This is a genomic window from Aurantimonas sp. 22II-16-19i, from assembly GCF_002088275.1.
In the GTDB taxonomy this organism is placed as follows: Bacteria; Pseudomonadota; Alphaproteobacteria; order Rhizobiales; family Rhizobiaceae; genus Jiella.
Window position 1 is genome coordinate 12,927 of the sequence record NZ_AQQS01000047.1, and the last position, 19,687, is coordinate 32,613.

At 69.5% G+C, this 19,687-nt stretch carries 14 protein-coding genes; 8 read left to right on the forward strand and 6 right to left on the reverse strand.

Annotated elements, in window-relative coordinates; all coding sequences use genetic code 11:
• Positions 1 to 38: 38 nt before the first annotated feature.
• The 8 genes from ATO4_RS24410 (at position 39) to ATO4_RS24445 (ending at position 8,479) form a co-directional block, all read left to right on the forward strand.
• Entirely contained in the window at positions 39 to 806 is a 768-nt protein-coding gene (locus ATO4_RS24410) for a phosphatase PAP2 family protein (protein WP_083594388.1), read from the forward strand.
• Positions 807 to 1,070: 264 nt separating this feature from the next.
• Positions 1,071 to 1,559: a MarR family winged helix-turn-helix transcriptional regulator gene (locus ATO4_RS24415; RefSeq protein ID WP_083594389.1), complete on the forward strand. Its 489-nt coding sequence runs from the start codon at positions 1,071 to 1,073 to the stop codon at positions 1,557 to 1,559.
• Entirely contained in the window at positions 1,559 to 3,637 is a 2,079-nt protein-coding gene (locus ATO4_RS24420; protein WP_083594390.1) for an FUSC family protein, read from the forward strand. Before ATO4_RS24415 ends, ATO4_RS24420 begins: the two co-directional genes overlap by 1 nt.
• Positions 3,638 to 3,646: 9 nt before the next feature.
• Complete coding sequence (locus tag ATO4_RS24425; protein WP_083594391.1) at positions 3,647 to 3,856, forward strand: DUF1656 domain-containing protein; 210 nt, start codon at positions 3,647 to 3,649, stop codon at positions 3,854 to 3,856.
• A complete protein-coding gene (locus ATO4_RS24430; RefSeq protein WP_083594392.1) occupies positions 3,853 to 4,818 on the forward strand; it encodes an HlyD family secretion protein in 966 nt (321 codons plus the stop codon). The genes ATO4_RS24425 and ATO4_RS24430 overlap by 4 nt, the downstream gene beginning before the upstream one ends.
• A gap of 155 nt (positions 4,819 to 4,973) precedes the next feature.
• On the forward strand, positions 4,974 to 6,242 hold the full coding sequence (gene ispG, locus ATO4_RS24435) for a flavodoxin-dependent (E)-4-hydroxy-3-methylbut-2-enyl-diphosphate synthase (protein ID WP_083594407.1): 1,269 nt from the start codon (positions 4,974 to 4,976) through the stop codon (positions 6,240 to 6,242).
• The gene (locus tag ATO4_RS24440) at positions 6,239 to 7,294 is read left to right on the forward strand and encodes a lytic transglycosylase domain-containing protein (protein ID WP_083594393.1); all 1,056 of its coding nucleotides are present in this window, start codon (positions 6,239 to 6,241) and stop codon (positions 7,292 to 7,294) included. The genes ispG and ATO4_RS24440 overlap by 4 nt, the downstream gene beginning before the upstream one ends.
• 138 nt (positions 7,295 to 7,432) lie before the next feature.
• Positions 7,433 to 8,479, forward strand: a complete 1,047-nt coding sequence (locus ATO4_RS24445) for an NAD(P)-dependent alcohol dehydrogenase (RefSeq protein WP_083594408.1) — start codon at positions 7,433 to 7,435, stop codon at positions 8,477 to 8,479.
• Positions 8,480 to 8,570: 91 nt separating this feature from the next.
• Here the strand turns inward: ATO4_RS24445 and ATO4_RS24450 are convergent, their stop codons facing one another.
• The 6 genes from ATO4_RS24450 to rfbC all read right to left on the reverse strand — a co-directional run bounded on the left by ATO4_RS24450 (position 8,571) and on the right by rfbC (position 19,565).
• A complete protein-coding gene (locus tag ATO4_RS24450; RefSeq protein WP_083594394.1) occupies positions 8,571 to 9,860 on the reverse strand; it encodes an amidohydrolase family protein in 1,290 nt (429 codons plus the stop codon).
• Positions 9,861 to 10,006: 146 nt separating this feature from the next.
• Positions 10,007 to 13,894 (reverse strand): glycosyltransferase, encoded by a 3,888-nt coding sequence (locus ATO4_RS24455; RefSeq protein WP_176223152.1) that lies wholly within the window; start codon positions 13,892 to 13,894, stop codon positions 10,007 to 10,009.
• 28 nt (positions 13,895 to 13,922) lie between these two features.
• The gene (locus ATO4_RS24460) at positions 13,923 to 16,355 is read right to left on the reverse strand and encodes a glycosyltransferase (RefSeq protein WP_083594396.1); all 2,433 of its coding nucleotides are present in this window, start codon (positions 16,353 to 16,355) and stop codon (positions 13,923 to 13,925) included.
• A gap of 681 nt (positions 16,356 to 17,036) precedes the next feature.
• On the reverse strand, positions 17,037 to 17,912 hold the full coding sequence (gene rfbD / locus ATO4_RS24465; protein ID WP_083594397.1) for a dTDP-4-dehydrorhamnose reductase: 876 nt from the start codon (positions 17,910 to 17,912) through the stop codon (positions 17,037 to 17,039).
• A gap of 22 nt (positions 17,913 to 17,934) precedes the next feature.
• A complete protein-coding gene (gene rfbB / locus ATO4_RS24470; protein ID WP_083594398.1) occupies positions 17,935 to 18,987 on the reverse strand; it encodes a dTDP-glucose 4,6-dehydratase in 1,053 nt (350 codons plus the stop codon).
• An 11-nt stretch (positions 18,988 to 18,998) separates the two neighbouring features.
• Positions 18,999 to 19,565 carry a dTDP-4-dehydrorhamnose 3,5-epimerase gene (gene rfbC / locus ATO4_RS24475; RefSeq protein ID WP_176223153.1) on the reverse strand — a complete coding sequence of 189 codons (567 nt, stop codon included), beginning with the start codon at positions 19,563 to 19,565 and terminating at the stop codon, positions 18,999 to 19,001.
• Positions 19,566 to 19,687: the final 122 nt, after the last annotated feature.

The window sequence follows — 19,687 nt, forward strand, 5'->3', positions numbered from 1 at the left end:
TTCATCCTCTCTCCTTCCCGTTTCATGGCGTCTCCTGAATGATCGATCCCCGCAAGCTGCCCCCTCGTTTTCAACAGATCCCCCTGCGGCTCTGGCAGATGGTGGAAACCTGGACCCTGGTCGGCGCGCTGGTGACCGCCGGGGCGATCTGGGCGTTCGTCTCCTTGGCCGGCGAGGTGGTCGAGGGCGACACCCAAGGCCTCGACCGCGACATCCTCCTCGCCCTTCGCTCCAGCACCGACGTCTCCGACCCGATCGGCCCGCGCTGGGTGGAGGAGATGGGCCGCGACGTGACGGCGCTCGGCGGCACCGGCATCCTGATCATGATCACCACCTTCGTCGGGCTCTATCTCTGGGTCTCCGGCAAGCGCCGCTCCATGGTGATGGTCGTTGCGGCCATCGGCAGCGGCTTCCTGATGGGCCAGATCCTGAAGCGCAGCTTCGACCGGGCCCGCCCGGACCTCGTGCCGCATGGCGACTACGTCTATACTGCGAGCTTTCCGAGCGGCCACGCGATGATGTCGGCGATCACCTATCTGACGCTGGGGATCCTGCTCGCGAGGGTCGAGCCGCGGCGCCGGGTGCGGGCGTTCCTGCTCGGCCTCGCGGTGTTCCTGACGGTGATCATCGGCGTCAGCCGCGTCTATCTCGGCGTCCACTGGCCGACCGACGTCCTCGCCGGCTGGACGGCGGGCGCCGCCTGGGCGCTGATGTGGTGGCTGCTCGCGACCTGGCTGGAGCGCCGTGGCGCCGTCGAGCCGAGCCCGCAGACCATCGAGGGCGGCTCGGCCCACCCCGGAGACTGAGGCCGCCGCGGCTTCTGCCCGCGCCACTTCCTGCAGCGGACACTCCCTCACGGGAGCGGCTCCGGACGCGGCCGCCCGAGCGGCGGGGGTGTGGCTGCACGCCTGTCGGTGTCGAGTCACGGCACGCCGGGGCGTAGGGCGCGACCCGCCACGAGTGGGCCGCCGGCCGCCCGGCCATTGTCAACGCCTCGTCATCGCAGCGTTCGGAATCCTCAACGGTCATATGCATTGCATCCTATTAGATAGGACACTATCAATAGAGGCATGACACAGGATGCTTCCCTCCAGTTCGACCTGACCACCAACCTGCTGCGCATCGGCCGCGTCTGGCGCAAACAGGCGCGCGCGTCGATCGAGGCTCATGGCGTCTCGGAGGCCTGCGCCCATCCGCTGGTGACGATCGGCCGGCTGGGGGACGGGGTGCGCCAGGGCGCCGTCGCCGAGGAGGTGGGGATCGAGGGACCCTCGCTCGTCCGGCTCCTCGACCAGATGTGCGACTGCGGCCTCGTCGAGCGGCGGGAGGATCCGGCCGATCGCCGCGCCAAGACGCTGTGGCTGACGGAACGCGGCCACGCCGTGATGGCACGCATCGAGGCCGACCTCGTCGCGCTGAGGTCGCGCGTCCTCGCAGACGTTCCCCGCGACGACATCGCCGCGACCCTCCGGGTCTTCGCCGCGTTCGACGCCTACCGGCCCGGCGGGGAGGATGAGCGCGACGACGGCCCGGCGACGCGGTTGCAAGAGACGTCGTGATGTTCGACCTGCCGACGCGGCGGGAGTGGATCTTCGCGGCAAAGACCTTCGCCGCCTCCATGCTCGCCCTCTACATCGCGCTTGCCGCCGGCCTGCCGCGCCCCTACTGGGCGATGGCGACGGTGTTCATCGTCGCCAATCCGCTGGCCGGCGCGACGCGCTCGAAGGCGCTCTACCGGGCGCTGGGCACGGTGATCGGAGCGTCCGCGGCGGTCCTGTTCACGCCGCTCTTCGTCGGCGAGCCGGTGGTGCTCAGCGCCGTCGTGGCGATCTGGACCGGCGGCCTGCTCTTCGTCTCCTTCCTCGACCGGACGCCGCGCTCCTACATGTTCATGCTGTCCGGCTATACGCTGCCGCTGATCGCCCTGCCGACGGTCGGCGATCCGTCCACCATCTTCGACGTCGCCCTCGCGCGGTCGCAGGAGATCATCCTCGGCATCACCTGCGCCAGCCTCGTCAGCGCCCTCGTCCTGCCCCAGAGCCTCGGCGCCGTGGTGGCGGGCCGGGTCGACGGCTGGCTGACCGACGCCAGTTCCTGGATCCGCGACGTCCTCGCCGGAACCGGCGACCGGCTCGCCGAGACGCTGAAGCTCGCGCCGGACGTGAAGGCCGTCGACCAGCTGATCGGCCAGCTGCGCTACGACCCGGACATGGCGGCGGTCGTCGTCCATGCGCGGCAATTGCGCGGCCGGCTGGTGATGCTGCCGGCGCTGCTCTCCTCCCTCGCCGACCGGCTGGCGGCGATCCGCCGCGACGACGGGCGGCTGCCGCCCGAGATCGAGGTGCTGTGCTGGGAGGTCGACGCCTGGATCGCCAGCAGCGGCAGGGCGCAGGAAGACGGCGGCCGGCGGCTGGCGGCGCGGGTCGCCGCGATCCGGGCGGGCCATGCGGGCGCGACGCGGGGCGGCGACTGGACGTCGCTGCTGCAGGACGGCGCCCTGGCGCGGCTTGCCGATCTCGTCGACCTGTGGAGCGACTGCCTCGCCCTGAAGCGCGAGATCCTGGCCGGGCGCAGGGCGCGGCGGACCCTGCCGCTGCGGCTCCAGAGCGTCGCGGCCGAGGTGCCCCACTACGATTTCGGCATGATGGCCTTCGCCGCCCTCTCGGCGATCGGCGGGCTGTTCGTCGCCTCGTTGATCTGGATCCATTCCGGCTGGGACCAGGGCGCGGGCTTCGTGCTGATCGCCGGCGTCGCGGGCTCGTTCTTCGCCTCCCTCGACAATCCGCTGCCGCAGCTGAAGCAGATGGCCGTCCTGACGACGCTCGGCTGCATCGTCGCCGGCATCTACGTCTTCGGCGTGTTGCCGCAGGTGACCACCTTCGCCGGCCTCGTCGTCGTCTTCGCGCCGGTCTATCTCGCTTTGCCGATCCTGATCGGGCGACCGAAGACGATGTTCATCGGCCTGCTGCTGGCCGTCAACAGCGCGACGCTGATGACGCTGCAGGAGGTCTACACGGCCGACTTCACGCAGTTCGTCAACGGCGCCATCGCCGCGGTCCTCGGGGTGATCTTCACCCTGGTCTGGTCCATCCTGACGCGGCCCTTCGGCGCGGCGCTGGCCGCCAGACGACTGGAGAGCCAGGGCTGGCGCGAGATCGCCGACCTTGCCGCCGGGCGGCGGGCGGATGCGGCGCCGGTCTTTGCCGGCCGCTTCTTCGACCGGCTCGGCCAGCTGGTGCCGCGCCTCGGGCAGCAAGGCTCGGACAGCAGCAGCGAAGCCTTCGCGGAGATGCGCGTCGGCCTCAACGTCCTCGACCTCAAGGAGGCGGCAAGGCAGCTCGCCGGACCGCAGCGGGCGTCTGTGGAGGCGGTGCTGGCGGGCGTCGCACGGTTCTACCGGCAGAAGGCCGAGGGGGTCGGCCCGGCCGAGCCCGGCGACGAGCTCCGCGACCGCATCGACGCGGCGATCGCGGCCTGCCGGCAACCCGCAAAGGCGGATGGCCGCGAGCGCGCGATCCAGGGGCTCGTCGGACTGCGGCGGGCGCTCTTCGCCGGCTCGCCGCCGCCGGCCCCGCCGAACGTTCCGGGCGATGTCGCGCCGCCCGCCGAACCCGCCTTCGCCCTCGCGGCGGAATAGGAGTGTCCCATGACCGGTGATCTCGCGATCTTCGGGGTCTTCGTCCCGAAGATCCTCGTCATCCTTCTCGCATCCTACGCGGTGCTGCTGCTTCTCAAGAAAGTCCTCGCCCGCCTCGGCGTCTATCGCGTCGTCTGGCACCCGGCGCTGTTCGACCTGTCGATCTTCATCCTCCTCGCCGCAGCCGCGGCGAATGCCGCCGAATGGTATCTATCATGACCGCCCGTCTCTCCCGGCTCCTCAAGTCAGCCTTCACGCTGACCCTCTTCGCCATCGCCCTCGCCGTCGGCTGGAACCTCTGGCAGGGCTACATGGAGACGCCCTGGACGAGGGACGGCCATGTGCGCGCCGACGTCGTCTCCATCGCCCCCGACATCTCCGGGCCGGTCGCGGAGGTGCTGGTCTCCGACAACCAGACGGTGGCAAAGGGCGAGGTGCTGGTGCGCATCGACCCGGCGCGGTTCCAGATCGCCCTCGCCCTCGCCGACGCCTCGCTGAAGGACCGGGCCGCCGCCCTCACCCAGGCGAGGCGGGAGGCCGAGCGCTATCACCGGCTGGAAAACGGCCCGGCGGTCTCGCAGCAGAACATCGAGCAGGCCGATCTCGCCGTCGAGCAGGCGAGCGCCGCTTATGACGAGGCGAAGGCGAACCGCGACCTCGCCGCCCTCAACCTCGAGCGCACCAGCGTGCGCGCTCCGGCCAACGGCGTGATCAGCAACCTCTCCCTCAATCCCGGCGACTATGTCGCCTCGGGATCCGGCGTGATGGCGCTGATCGACACCGACACGCTCCGGGTCGAGGGCTATTTCGAGGAGAACCAGCTGCCGAGGATCGCCGTCGGCGACGCCGTCTCCGTCGACCTGATGGGGCACGGGCGGAAGCTGCGCGGCCATGTCGAGAGCATCGCCGCCGGCATCGAGGACCGCGAGCGCACCAACGGCTCGAATCTCCTCGCCAATGTCACGCCGACCTTCGCCTGGGTGCGGCTCGCCCAGCGGGTGCCGGTGCGCATCGCCCTCGACGAGGTGCCGGCCGGCACCCGCCTCGTCGCCGGGCTGACCGCCACCGTCACCGTGTATCCCGGCAATGGCCAGGCGGGGACGAACCAAGCCGGCATCGGGCGGGCGGGCCCTTCCGACGAGGCCGCCGCCGAGCCCGTGGCGGGCGCGAGCGGCAGCTGAGCCGTCGCCTTGCGGCGCGGCCCCGGCGTTTCTGCCGGCCGGCTCCGGGCGCCGTCACGGTTGCGTCACGCCGGCAGCCCAGAATTGACAAGCGGCGGCGAACGCGCCACCTCGAAGCCGACATGATGAATTTTCCTCCGACGAGGACCGACGCGATGACCATCCAGACGCCGATCGACACCATCGAGGCAGATCCCGCGCCGCGGCGAGCGACCGTCGGCGTCGATGTCGGCGGCGTGCTGGTGGGCGGCGGCGCGCCGGTGGTCGTCCAGTCGATGACCAACACCGACACCGCCGACGTCGATGCCACCGTGGCGCAGGTCGCAGCGTTGTCGAAGGCCGGCTCGGAAATCGTCCGCATCACCGTCGACCGCGACGAGAGTGCCGCCGCCGTGCCGAAGGTGCGCGAAAGGCTGGAGCGGCTCGGCCTGAACGTGCCGCTGGTCGGCGACTTCCACTATATCGGCCACAAGCTCCTCGCCGACCATCCGGCCTGCGCCGAGGCGCTGGCGAAATATCGCATCAATCCCGGCAATGTCGGCTTCCGGGACAAGCGCGACAAGCAATTCGCGGCGATCGTCGAGATGGCGATCCGCTACGACAAGCCGGTGCGCATCGGCGTCAACTGGGGCTCGCTGGACCAGGAGCTCCTGACCCGGCTGATGGACGCCAACACCGCTCTGGCGCAGCCGCGCTCGGCAAGGGCCGTGACCCGCGAGGCGATCATCCAGTCGGCGCTGATCTCGGCCGAGCTCGCCGAGGAGATCGGCTTGCCGAAGAACCGCATCATCCTGTCGGCCAAGGTCAGCCAGGTGCAGGACCTCATCGCCGTCTATCGCGACCTCTCCCGGCGCACCGACCACGCGCTGCATCTCGGCCTGACCGAGGCGGGCATGGGCTCCAAGGGCATCGTCGCCTCGGCCGCCTCGATGGGCATCCTGCTCCAGGACGGCATCGGCGACACCATCCGCGTGTCCCTCACCCCGGAGCCGAACGGCGACCGCACCCGGGAAGTCCAGGTCGCCCAGGAACTGCTGCAGACCATGGGGTTCCGGCAGTTCCTCCCCGTCGTCGCGGCCTGCCCCGGCTGCGGGCGCACGACCTCGACGGTGTTCCAGGAACTGGCCGAGACGATCCAGAACGACATCCGCGTCAACATGCCGGTGTGGCGGGAGAAATATCCGGGCGTCGAGGCCCTCAACGTCGCGGTGATGGGTTGCATCGTCAACGGGCCGGGCGAATCCAAGCATGCCGACATCGGCATTTCGCTGCCTGGCACCGGCGAGACGCCGGCGGCGCCCGTCTTCGTCGACGGCAAGAAGACGGTGACGCTGCGCGGGCCGAACATCGCCGCGGAGTTCCAGGTGATGGTCGCCGACTATATCGAGAACCGCTTCGGCCGGGGGCGCGCCGCCGCCGAATGAGCTTTTCCGCAACCGCCCCCGCAGCATCGCGACCGCGCCGCCGCCGCGGTGACGCGGCGATCCGCCGGTGGCTGCGGGGCGTGGTCGAAGCCGGGCTCGCCGGGCTCTCGATCGGCGTGCTCGTTGCGGCACTCGCGGGGCCGGCGCCTGCCGACACCATCCGCCCGGCGGGACGGTCCGGCAGCGTCGCGATCGCTTTGCCGGCCCTCCCCTATCCGCCCTCGCCGCCGCGCTTCGAGCCGGCGGGCGACATTCCGGGCCAGGCCGAAGCGGAGGCCGCCGAGGAAGCCCCCGTCGACCGGATCTGCCGGCTGATCGCCGAGAATGCCGACGCCGTCGGCATGCCGCGGGACTTCTTCGCCCGGCTGATCTGGAAGGAAAGCCGCTTCGACGCCAAGGCGGTCTCGCCCGTGGGCGCCCAAGGCATCGCCCAGTTCATGCCCTATACCGCCGCCGAGCGCGGCCTCGACGACCCCTACGACACCGCCGAGGCGATCCGGCATTCGGCGCTCTATCTCGCCGACCTTCGGGCCGAGCTCGGGAACTGGGGCCTTGCGGCCGCCGCCTACAATGGCGGGATCAACCGGGTGAAGCGGTGGATCGCCAATGGCGGGCGCCTGCCCTATGAGACCGAGAGCTACGTGCTTGCCATCGCCTTCCAGCCGGCCGTCTGGTTCCAGGAGGACGGCCGCGAGGTCGGGGAGCGGCCGCTGGAAGACGGCACGGAATTCCGCGACTCCTGCCGCCGCCTGCCGGTCATCGCGACCCGTGCCTTCGCCTCCCTCGACACCGGCGCGCCGGCCAAGCCCTGGGGCGTCCAGGTCGCCGGCAACCCGAACCAGGGCGTCGCGATGGCGGCGTTCCGGCGCGTCCAGGCGGCCTTCCCGGCAATCCTCGGCGACACCAAGCCGCTCGTCCTGCGCGAGCGCGCCCCGGGGATCGGCCGCATCTACGCGGTCAGGATCGGCGCCGACAGCCGGGGCGAGGCGAACCAGCTCTGCGTGAAGCTGAAGCGGGCCGGCGGCTCCTGCATCGTGTTGAAGAACCGCTGAGCGCACCGGCAGATGGCCGGTGACGCCGTCGCCGGCGCTGCCTGCGCCCGAAGATGGCTGTTGCCGCGCTCGTCGATGACGCGCTATCTCCACCGGAACGGGCCCGCCGAAGAGCCCGCAATGAGGGAGAGAACGGCCATGCAAGCCCTGGTGCTCGAAAAGATCCACGAACTCTCGCTGCGCGACTTCCCGCTCGAACGGCAGGAGGAGACGCTCGGACCGAGAGACGTCAGGATCAAGCTCCACACCGTCGGCATCTGCGGCTCGGACGTCCATTATTACACCCATGGCCGCATCGGCCCCTTCGTCGTCGAGGCGCCGATGATCCTCGGCCACGAGGCGTCGGGCACCGTCATCGAGACCGGATCCGAGGTGACGACGCTGAAGGAGGGCGACCGGGTCTGCATGGAGCCGGGAATCCCGGATCCGAATTCGCGGGCGACACGGCTCGGCCTCTACAACATCGATCCGGCCGTGCGCTTCTGGGCGACGCCGCCGGTGCACGGCATCCTGCGGCCGACCTGCGTCCATCCGGAAGCCTTCACCTTCAAGCTGCCGGACAATGTCTCCTTCGCCGAGGCGGCGATGGTCGAGCCGCTGGCCGTCGGCGTCCATGCCGCGACCAAGGCGCAGGTGAAGCCCGGCGACGTCGCCCTCGTCATGGGCGCCGGGCCGATCGGCCTCGTCACCGCGCTGTCGGCGCTGGCCGCCGGCTGCGCGCGGGTCTACGTCTCGGACCTCGACGACGCCAAGCTGGAGATCGCAGCAGGGCTCGGCGCGATCACGCCGATCAACGTCACCCGGGACGACCCGGCCAAGGTGATCCTCGCCGAGACAGAGGGCTGGGGCGCCGAGATCGTCTTCGAGGCGACCGGCAGCCCGAAGGCGGCGGCGAGCGTCTTCGAACCCCTCTCCCCCGGCGGACGCGTGGTGATGATCGGCGGCCAGGCCGAGCCGATCTCCTACGATGCCGGCGCGGCGATGGTGCGCGAGGCGCGGGTCGAGAACATCTTCCGCTACGCCCACGTCTTCCCGCGCTGCGTGAAGATGCTCGCCTCCGGCGCGATCGACGTGAAGCCGCTGATCACCCGGACCTTCGGTTTCGAGGACAGCGTGCGGGCCTTCGAGATCGCCGCCTCGGCGCCGAAGGGCGACGTCAAGATGCAGATCGAGCTGCCGCAGTAGCCGGGCCGCCAGAGCCGGAGGACGTTCCGCCGGCTCCTCCCCGAGGACAGACCTCGGCCGGGCTCCGGCGCCCTGCCCCCGGCGGCGGTTTTCAGTCTCCCGGCGCGTAGGCGGCGGGATCGACCGTCAGCTGGCGGCCCGGCAGGTCGAGCCGGCTCTCGCGGCGGGGCGTGCGGGCGATGATCGTGCCGCCCCTGACGACGAAGAGGCGGGCGGCCTTCAGCCGGATCGCCTCGATCGGGTCGCGGGCCTGCAGCACCACCATGTCCGCCGCCCTGCCGACCTCGAGACCGTAGTCGTCGAGGCCCACGGCCCTCGCGGAGTTCACCGTGACGGCGTCGAAGCACTGGCCGATCGCCGCCCGCGAGGTCATCTGCGCCACATGCACCGCCATGTGGGCCACCTCCAGCATGTCGCCGGAGCCGAGCGAGTACCAGGGGTCCATCACGCAGTCATGGCCGAAGGCGACGTTGACGCCGGCGGCCATCAGCTCCGGCACCCGGGTCATGCCGCGGCGCTTCGGATAGCTGTCGTGGCGGCCCTGCAGCGTGATGTTGATCAGCGGGTTGGGGATGGCGTGCAGGCCCGCCTCGGCGATCAGCGGGATCAGCTTGGAGACGTAGTAGTTGTCCATCGAGTGCATCGAGGTGAGGTGCGAGCCGGCGACCCTCCCCTCGAGCCCGTGCCGCATCGTCTCGGCCGCCAGCGTCTCGACATGGCGGGACAGCGGGTCGTCGCTCTCGTCGCAATGGATGTCGACGCGCAGGCCGCGATCGGCGGCGATCCGGCAGAGGGCCGCGAGCGAGGCGGCGCCGTCGGCCATCGTCCGCTCGAAATGCGGGATGCCGCCGACGACGTCGAGGCCCATGTCGAGCGCCCGCGCCAGCGAGGCGGCGGCACCCTCGCTGCGATAATAGCCGTCCTGGGGGAAGGCGACGAGCTGCAGGTCGATCGTGCCCTTCACGCGGTCGCGGACTTCCAGGAGCGCCTCGGCGGTGACGAGGCGGGGGTCGGAGGTGTCGACATGGCTGCGGATCGCCAGCAGCCCCTGCGAGACGGCGAGATCGCAATAGCGCATCGCCCGCTCGACCACCGCCTCGCGGGTCAGCGTCGGGCGAAGCTCGCCCCACAGCTGGATCCCCTCGAGCAGCGTGCCGGACATGTTCATGCGCGGCAGGCCGAGCGACAGCGTCGCGTCCATGTGGAAATGCGGATCGACGAAGGGCGGCGAGACGAGGCAGCCGGAAGCGTCGATCGTCTCGCCCGCCTCGGCCGCGATACCGGCTTCGATCGCCGCGATGCGCCCCCCGGAGACGGCGATGTCGACGCCTGAGCGACCGTCCGGGAGGTTGGCGTTCCTGACGAGGAGATCATGGCTCATGGGGATGTCCTCATCCTGGCAATCCGTTCGCGCTCGCCCGCCGGCTCACGGGACGCGCCCGCCACGAGGACCCGCCGCCCGACCCGAAGACGTTCGAGCGGTCGCAGGCGCGACCGCTCCGGGCCCGCCTCCGAGCCGCTCCGGGCTCAATCGGCGAGGATCTCGCGGATCCGGGCCGCCTCGGCGTCCGGGATCTGCGACGCAGGCTCGGGCACCGCCTTCATCTGCAGCTCGGGATCGTTCGGGTCCCTCTGGGCCTCGAGGCCCAGCACCTCGCGGTAGATCCCGATCAGATCCTCGGCCTGGTCCGACGCATGCCGGAGCCTCGTCGGCACCTCCGGCGACTTCAGATAGCGCTCCGGATTGCGGTCGATCTCCTGCAGCGCCTTCAGGATGCCCTCCTCGCTGGTGACGTCCACCTTGAAGCCGTTCAGCCCGTCGACCACGTCCTCGCCGACGGCGCCGCGATCGGAGGACAGGACCCAGCAGCCGCACATCAGCGCCTCGCGGGTGACGAGGCCGTAGGCCTCCGGCCAGACCGACGGCGCCACCAGGACGTCGAGTTCGGCATAGAGCTCCGGCACCCGGCTCTGCGACACCTTCGGCCGGATGTCGAGTTCGGTGGTGCCGAGGACGCCCCGCCGGCGGGTGCCGATCGGCATCGAATGGTCGATCAGCAGGAAGCGCAGGTTCTTGAAGTCGCCGCGCATCAGGGCGTGCTGGATCAGGTGGTAGCCCTTGTGCCGGGCAAGGCCGCCGATGAAGCCGAGGCGCACCTTGCCGTCGGGCGACGGCACCCGTGGCAGCGGCTCGAGGTCCGAGCTGCCGTTGGGCACGGCGATGACGTTCGGCAGGCCGACGTCGCGATGGATCTGGGCGAAGGCCTCGGAGACCGCCATGACCTTCTGCGCCCCGAGCAGGCACTCGCGCAGCTGCATGCGCGCGGCGAACTGCTCGGCGGGGATCCGGCCGAGCTGCGAGGCCGGGTTGCCGTGGTCGTAGAGGACGATCTTGTCGTCCTTGCCGAGCAGGAACTGCTCGTCGGAAATCCACCAGCCGTCATGCACGGTGAGGACATAGGGAATACCCCGGCGCCGCGCCTCGAGCACGATCGCCGCCGTCAGCCGCTGGATGCAGTGGAAATGGATCATGTCCGGCTGGCAGACGTCGAGATAGTCCCCGAAGGCCTTGGCCATCTTCTCGTCATAGACGATCCGGTCGATGTCGGGCAGATCCGGCGTGGTGATGCCGACGACGCGGATGCCGTCGGCGGCGTGGCTCGACACCTTGTAGGGCTCGCTGCCGCCCTCGATGGAGCAGAACACCTCGAAGGCGAACTCGTCCCGGTGATGGGCGGCGTAGTGCTTGACGTTGTCGTGGACGACCCGGGTCGCGCCGCCGATCGCCTGTGGCGGGTAGAAGACGTTGACGATCAGGACGCGCTTGCGCGGATCGGGCGCCGGCAGGCTCGCCGAGCGGATGATCCCGGTGATGTTCTGCGCCATGGCGGGGATGCTGTATTCGCGCAGCGCCTTCTCGCGGGCCTTGGCACCGATGCGCGCGCGCAGCTCGGGATCGCGGATCAGCCGGTCGAGCGCCTCTGTCCACTCCTTCGGATTGCGGGCGAGCAGGCCGTCGACGCCGTCCTCGATCACCTCCGCATAGAGCGCGGTCTCGCTGATCACCGAAGGGATTCCCAGCATTGCGGCTTCCAGCCACTTGATCTCGCTCTTGACGTCGGTGGTCGGCGTCGGCTGCAGCACGGCAAGGTTGATGTCGGCCGCAGACAGCGTCGACCAGTACTGATGCACGTCCCAGACCGGCGGCAACAGGACGAGATTGTCCCCCAGCTCCCGAAGTTTCGGGCCGGGCGTCATGTAGCCCGCCAGGACGATGGAGATCTTGTCGCCGTATTTCTTCGCCATCGCCACCAGCGCCGGCTCGACCAGTTCCTGGAAGTCCTGCTTGTGGGCCTTGGTGCCGGAGCCGTAGAAGATCGTCACCCGCCCCTTGGGCTGGGCGTGCATGCCGCGCCCGACATGCTGGGCGTGCGGGCTGTGCATGGCGTTGGCATGGATATAGGCCGGCTTGCCCGGGTCGACGCGCTGCACATGCTCGGCCAGCGGCCGGGTGGAGACGAGGGCGTTCTCGGCGTAGCGCAGGGCCGTGCGGAACAGCGGCACGCCGAGCGCCAGGCCGTCATGCTCCTTCTGGCTGATCTGATTGTCGTAGGATTCGATCGGCGGCGGGAAATATTGCGGGTCGAAGATCAGGTCGTCGATCTCGTAGAAGGTGGCGCAGCCGACCTCCCGCGCCTTGTCGATGGCCCGGATCATCTCGTAATAGCCGGGCACGCGGAAGAAGATCGCGGCGTCGAAGCAGTGGACCTTGCTGATGAAGGCGTCGATGCTGTCCCTGAAGTCGAAGACCTCGACGACGAAGCCGGCCGCCTTGAGCTGCTCGATCTTCTGGTCGATGCGGTAGAAGCGGCACTGGGGCAGGTCGAAATTGCCGACCAGGGCGACCGAACGCACGAAGCGCTTCTCGGCCGCGGTCTCGGCGCGCATCAGATCGTAGACGAAGTCGCAGTCGGCCTCGATCCGCTTCAGCGCGGCCGGGAGATTGCCCTGGCTCGCCTCGGCGTTGGCGAGCAGCCAGGAGGCGGTGAGAAGGCGCGGCGCCAGATCGTGGAAGCGCCGCCGGATGCCGAGATCGGAAGGGAACTGCTCGATGCCCTTCTTCAGCCATTCCAGCGCCATGTGCTGGTCGCCCACCTGGTCGGCGCAGTGGGCGACGTTGATGTAGGTCCACAGATTGGCGTCGTTGCCGTCGGCGAGCTTTCCGTAGATCGCCGCGGCCTCGCGGTAGCACTGGCGTCGCAGCAGGGCATCGCCGTAGTGGCGAAGGGCCGGGCCGAAATCGGGCACTTTCTGGAGAAGCTTCTGATAGGCGACCATCGCCTGGTCGTCCTTGCCCTCCAGCACCAGCCGGTCGGCGACCATGACCAGCAGCCTCGCATGCTGAGGCTCGATCACCACCGGCGTGGCGTTGTTGACCATCACCTCCTGCATCAGGAGCTTGAAGCGCTCGGTGTAGCTCTCGACGGCATCGGAGCCGGCAAACACCGGGAGATCGAGGGACGGCAGCCCGCGCACGCCGGGGCCGAGCAGGCTTTCCAGCCAGAGCCGGCGATTGGGCCAGCGATTGGCCTCGATGCCCTCCCGCAGATAGTGCCGGTAGACGTCGGCCGCGTCGGTCGAGGTGATCTCGCGCGCATAGGTCTCGACGTAGAATTGCGGCTCGAAGTCGTAGCCGTCGCGGATCGGCGCGAGCGCGTCGATCCCGTTGGCGACGAAATGGCGGACCGCGGCCTCCTTGTCGAAGCTCTTCTGCCGGGTATGAAGCGCCTTGGTCGAGTAGTAGTAGAATTCGGCGTCGAATTTCTGCAGGAAGGCGAGGCCGATGTGATTGTCGACCAGCAGCCGCTCCAGCGGACTCCTGACCGCCGCCTTTTCCGGCGACGGCAGGCGGAGCATGGCGTTGCGCGTGCGCGGATCGGTTCCGGAACTCTTGGCGTAGAACTCGGCGATCTCCTCCTCGCTCGGCACCGGCGCCCCCATGTCGCGCAGTTCGTTGGCGGCGTGGGGCGAGGCCGGATCGAGCATGCAGGAGCGGCGGTAGGAGGCGATGGCCTCGCTGCGCTTGCCCTGCAGCTTGAGGGCGTGACCCAGTTGCAGATGGGTGTCGGCATTGTCGCCGCGCAGCGCCACCGCCTGACGGTAGGCATCCTCGGCGCGACTGGTGAAGCCCTGTTCCTTGAGGGCGTGGCCGTACTGCACCCAGACCGCCTCGAGCTTGGGACTGCGGCGCAGCGCCTCGGCATAGGCCTTCTGCGCATCGTGCCAGCGGCGCTCGGCATTCGCCCGGTCGCCGGCCTTGATCAGCGACCGCGTGCCATTGAGGAAGGCCGCCGTGCGGGACAACGGCCCGTCGGAGCGGCCGCCGCTCTCCTCCCGATCCCGCAGCGAGCGCATCAGTCGATCGAATGGCGAAGTCGAGATCTTAGACATGTCGGGTACACTCACGAGACAAGGACGACCTGGCGGTGCCGGTTACGCACCGATCCGCAGACGCGCTGGACCGGGCGAATTCGAGGGCGCGTCGAGGTGAAGGGAATGAGATCAGCCGGAAAGGTAACGTCGCGTCAACCCATAACGGGTTCACGAAGGGATCGCGACAAAATAGTTCGCGCCCCCAACGCTCTTCGATGACCCTGCGCTCGGCGCTGCTGCGGGCGGAACGTTCGGGGTCGAGATGGTCGAGGCCGCGGGATTTGGATTCGTGATGGGTGAGCACGACGTCCGGCGTGAAGACCACCGCTTGGCCCCTCGCGCGCAGCTTCAGACAGAGGTCGAGGTCGCTGTATCCGATCGGCAACCGGGCCGCGTCGAAGCCGCCGAGCGCTTCGAAATTCTCCCGGCGAACCGCCAGGAAGGCGCCGGTCACGGCGCTGACGCGGCGGGTCTTCAGCCAGCGGCCCGACGGCCCGCCGGCATCGGCGGGCTCGTAGAGGCCGTCATGGATGACCGACCCCTTCCAGCCGAACAGCACCCCGGCATGCTGGACCGTATCGTCCGGATAGAGCAGCTTCGCCCCGACCGCGCCGACGTCGCCGCGCTGCAACTGCCCCCGCAGGCGGTCGTCCCAGCCCTTTGTCCGCATCTCCATGTCGTCATTGGCGAAGACGAGGATCGGCGCATCGCTCTCCGCTGCCGCGCGATTGTTCAGTTGCGACCAGTTGAACGCTTCGTCCCGTCTGACCAGGCGCACGCCCGGCCGCCGGGCCGCGGCTTCGAGCCGCTCGATGTCGTTGCCGGACCGCGTGCCATTGTCGACGATCAGGCAGTCGACGGCTTCGGGATGCGCCGCCTGGGAGAACAGGCTGGCGACGAAGGCGGCGCAATCGGCGCCATTGTCGCGGGTCGGCACGATCACCGTGATCGCCTCGGATGGGGTCGTCGGCAGCCAGGTGAGATGCAGGCATCCATCGGCGCTGCCGCCCGAGACCGCCACCCTTTCCGCCAGGCCGAGAATCTGCAGATGCCGCTCGACCGCCCGTCGGTGGCCCGGACGCGCGCCGCGCGATGCACGTTGACGGGCCGCCTCGTCGGCGACGAATGCGGCGAGCGGGAACGGGACATGGCCGACAGGAACGCCTGCCCGGACCGCGGCGAGCAGGAGGTCGCTCGTCAGGAACGCGCCGTCCTCACCGTCAGCGGCCGGACCGAGGGCGGCGAGCGCCTCATTGCGCAGCGCGAGCGTCTCGCCCCAGCTGTTCTCCTGGAGCAGCATGTCCGGATCGAAGCCGCCGCGGGCCTCGAAGGCCGACGGTTCGCTTTCGCCGGGCAGCCGCCATTCCTCGTCGCAGGTCAGGAGCCCGGCCTCGCTTGCCGCAAAGACGGCCGCGAGCCAGGCGACGCAGTGCCGGTGGATCGCCGCCCCCGGCGCCGGCAGGAGCACGGCGTCCGCCGCCGCTTCCCGGGCGATCTGCAGCGCGCCGGCGCGCCCGGGCAAGGCTGCGCCGGCGAGCGCCAGCCGCGGCTCGGCGCCAGACAGCCGCTCGACCGCCGGCGCCAGCGCCGGGTCGACACCTACGACGACGGCCCGCCAACGCGGCGACGACTGGTCGAGGATCGAGCCGAGAAGGCGGTGGAGCCCGTCGGCGTCGAGGCCGCCGGCATCGGCGACGATCAGGACTTCGGGGGCGGACATCCCTTCGGCAACGGGCGGCGGCGGCACGTCGTAGATCTGCCGGAACAGGCGGTAGGCGTTGGCGGGAAAGGCCGTGAGGCTGGCCACGTCCGGCAGTTCCGCCGCGATCTCGGAGAGCCGGCGCTGCATCGTCTCGACCTCGCCGGCCAGCGACAGCATGGTCTCCAGCCCGTGCCCCGTCATCTGGGCGGCCATCCCCCGCACCTGCTCGTCGATCTCGCCGGCCTGGATCAGCTCCCAGCTGGCGTGGCGATGCGTCGGTTCGATCTCCAGGACCCGGCGATAGGCCGCGAGCGCTTCCGAGCGCCGACCGAGGAGCTTCAGCGCATGGCCCGTCTGCAGGTGGATGTCGGCATCGTCCGGGCGCTCGCCGAGCGCCGCGCGGTACCAGCCGAGGGCCTCGTCGAGCCGGCCGGCGTCCTTGAGCATGTTGCCGCACTGGATCATCAGGCCGTCACGCCATGGCGCGACCTCGAGGGCGGCCTCGTAGGCGGCTGCGGCCTCGAGGTGGCGGCCCTGGTCGCGAAGCGCGTCCGCACGGGAGATCATCGGCCGCAGGCGCAGGCCGACCTTCAGCCGGCGGAGCATCCGGGCCGCGCTCGTCCGGCGCCCGGCCGTCCCGCCTTGCGCTCCTTTCCCGGCCGTCCGCATCCCGCCGGTCGCGGGGGAGGACAGCACCTTGCGCGCCGCATGACGGATCGAGGGGACGAAACGGTCGAACATTATGCCGCCCTTCGCCCGCACGTCCCGGCATGGCCGGCCGATCGCAGCTGCGGGCGCAACGATACCGCCGCAACGCACAAGGCTTGGGCCCGGCGGACGGCGCCAGCCGCAAAGGCTGCCGGGGCGCGATCCCGGCGCAGGCGAGGATGAGCCATTAGTGCCGACATCGCCCCCCCTTCGTCGAGCGGCCCTCTCCTGCCGTCGATTCCGATTGCTGCAACAGGGACGTCTCCAGACTGCGAAGGTTCAACACCGCCGTTCACGCCGGCCCGTCGCACTCGTTGAACCAAGATCGTGTCCGAAAACTGGCCCGGCGACGGCGGATTTTCTCGCGCCACGGCGGCGGGCCGGCGATCGTCGGGGCGCAGTGAATCTGTCGATGGCTTGCGAGACGAGGCAGAAATAAGAAAGACCTCCCGTATCAGCCACTTGCATGAACCAATCATGCCATTGAGCGCTCGCTGCGGCGGGCGCCTCCCCGCACCAGCGGGGCGATGCAAGGAAGCCTGACGGATTTCCCGTAGCACCGTTGCATTTCAGCACCATTTCGCACCTGCGAAAACGACCATGCCGAAAGGCGCAGGATCCTGGAGCGGGATGAGATCCGCTGCATCCCGCTCCATTCTCCGAGTGCCGCATGATCTCTTCCGAAAACCGGTTCAAACTTTTCGGGATCATGCTCTACCCGTCGAGCGCCTCGAGGCAGCGGGCGATGCCGCTCTGCCAAGACGGCAGCCGGTGGTCGAAGCTTGCCGAGAAGCGTGCCGTGTCGAGCCGCGAATTCTTCGGCCGCCTCGCCGGCGTCGGGTAGTCGGCGGTGGTGATCGGCTCGACGCCGGCACCCGGACCGCCCCGCTCCCGGGACGCCGCGAAGATCTCCTCGGCAAAGCCCGCCCAGGTGGTCTCGCCCTCGGCGACCATGTGATAGACGCCGGGCCAGCCTCCCTCGGGATCGGCCAGCGCGCGCTCGCAGACGGCGAGGATGCCGGCGGCGATGTCTGGCGCGTAGGTCGGCGTGCCGTGCTGGTCGGCGACGACGCGCAGGACGTCGCGGTCGCGCGCGACCCGCAGCATCGTCTTCAGGAAGTTGTTGCCATAGGGGCTGTAGACCCAGGCCGTGCGCAGGACGACGGCCTTCGGGTTGGCGGCGAGGACGCGGGTCTCGCCTTCCAGCTTGCTGGCGCCATAGACGCCGGTCGGCCCCGTCGCGTCGGTCTCGACATAGGCACCGTCCTTGTCGCCGGCAAAGACGTAGTCGGTCGAGATGTGGACGATCGGCACGCCCGCCTCGGCCGCCGCGAGAGCGACGCTCTCCGCGCCGGCGGCATTCACCGCAAAGGCGGCGTCCGGCTCGCTCTCGGCCTTGTCGACGGCCGTGTAGGCCGCGGGATTGACGACGATGTCGGGACGGACCGTCGCAACGGCGGCGGCGATGGTGGCCGGGTCGGTCAGGTCGAGGTCGGGCCGCCCGAGCGCGACGATCTCATGGGACCCGCCGGAAAGATCGGCAAGGCAACGTGCCACCTGGCCGTCACGGCCGGTCACCAGAATCCGCATCGTGGTCTCTCCTCTCAGAGCTTCAGGACTTGCCGAGGCGCTGTCCGGAATAGCGCTCCCGCAACGGGCGCCACCAGGCTTCGTTGTCGAGGAACCAGGAGATGGTCTTTTCGAGGCCCGTGTCGAAGTTCTCCTCGGCTTTCCAGCCGAGCTCGGTTTCCAGCCGCGTCGCGTCGATGGCGTAGCGCAGGTCGTGGCCCGGCCGGTCGGTGACGAAGGCGATCTGCTCGCGCCGGCTCTTGCCGTCGTCGCGGGGCTTCAGCCGGTCGAGCGTGTCGCAGATGGTGTGGACGACGTCGAGATTGGAGCGCTCGTTGCACCCTCCGACATTGTAGGACCGGCCGGGCTCGCCGCCCGTCGCGATCATCTCCAGCGCCCTCGCATGGTCCTCCACATAGAGCCAGTCGCGCACGTTCTCGCCCCGGCCGTAGACCGGCAGGTCCCGGCCTTCCAGGCCGTTGAGGATCATCAGCGGGATGAGCTTTTCCGGAAAGTGGAACGGCCCGTAATTGTTGGAGCAGTTGGAAAGGACGACCGGCAGCTTGTAGGTGTGGTGCCAGGCCATGGCGAGATGATCCGAGGCGGCCTTCGACGCCGAATAGGGCGAGGACGGCGCATAGGGCGTCTCCTCGGTGAACAGCCCGCCATCGAGCGGCAGGTCGCCATAGACCTCGTCGGTCGAGACGTGATGGAAGCGGAAGGCGTCACGCCGCTCGCCGGAAAGCTCCGACCAGTAGCTGCGCACGGCCTCCAGGAGGTCGAAGGTGCCGACGACGTTGGTCTGGATGAATTCGCCCGGCCCGTCGATCGAGCGGTCGACGTGGCTTTCGGCCGCCAGATGCATGACCACGTCGATCTCGTTGTCGCGCAGGAGCGTCCCGATCGCCTCGCGGTCGCGGATGTCGACCTTGGCGAACTGGTAGCGCGGATCGTTGGAGATCGGCTCCAGCGAGGCGAGGTTCGCCGCATAGGTCAGCTTGTCGACATTGACGACGCTGTGGGCCGTATTGCGGATCAGGTGGCGGCAGACCGCGGACCCGATGAAGCCGGCGCCGCCGGTGACGAGAAACTTCATGCGGCAGCCCCTCAGGCGTCGTAGGTGAAGATGACCGTGGTCTCGGCAAGCGTCGGAGCGACCTTGTCCTTCTCCGACAGGATCGGCGCCTCGCCGCCGAGGGGCCAGTCGACGCCGATCGCGGCGTCGTTCCAGGCGATGCCGCGGTCGTGGTCGCCCGAATAGGGCGCGGACACCTTGTAGAACACCTCGGTGTCGGGTTCGAGGGTCAGGAAGCCGTGGGCGAACCCCTTCGGCACCAGGATCTGGTTGAAGGCCTTCGCCGAGACCTCGAGCGCCACCCACTGGCCGAAGGTCGGCGAGCCGTGGCGGATGTCGACCGCGACGTCGAGGATCGCCCCTTTCAGGACCCGCACAAGCTTGTCCTGGGCGAAGGGCGGCGCCTGGAAATGCAGGCCCCGCAGCGTGAACTTCGCCGCCGAGAAGGACTGGTTGTCCTGGACCCAGGGCATGGTGATGCCCGCTTCGGTGAAGCGCTGGGCGCTGAAGGTCTCGCTGAAGAAACCGCGATCGTCGCCGAACTTGCGCGGCCTGATCTCGAGGACGTCGGGGATGGCGAGGGGGATGACTTCCAGCATGACGATCCTTCTTGGAGCGGCCTGAAGCTCACGCCCGGAAGCACCGGGCACGTCGGACGCGACGTCATGGTGGCGCCCGGAGCCGGGATATATTAAGCGGGCTCCATCGGCAATCGCGAATG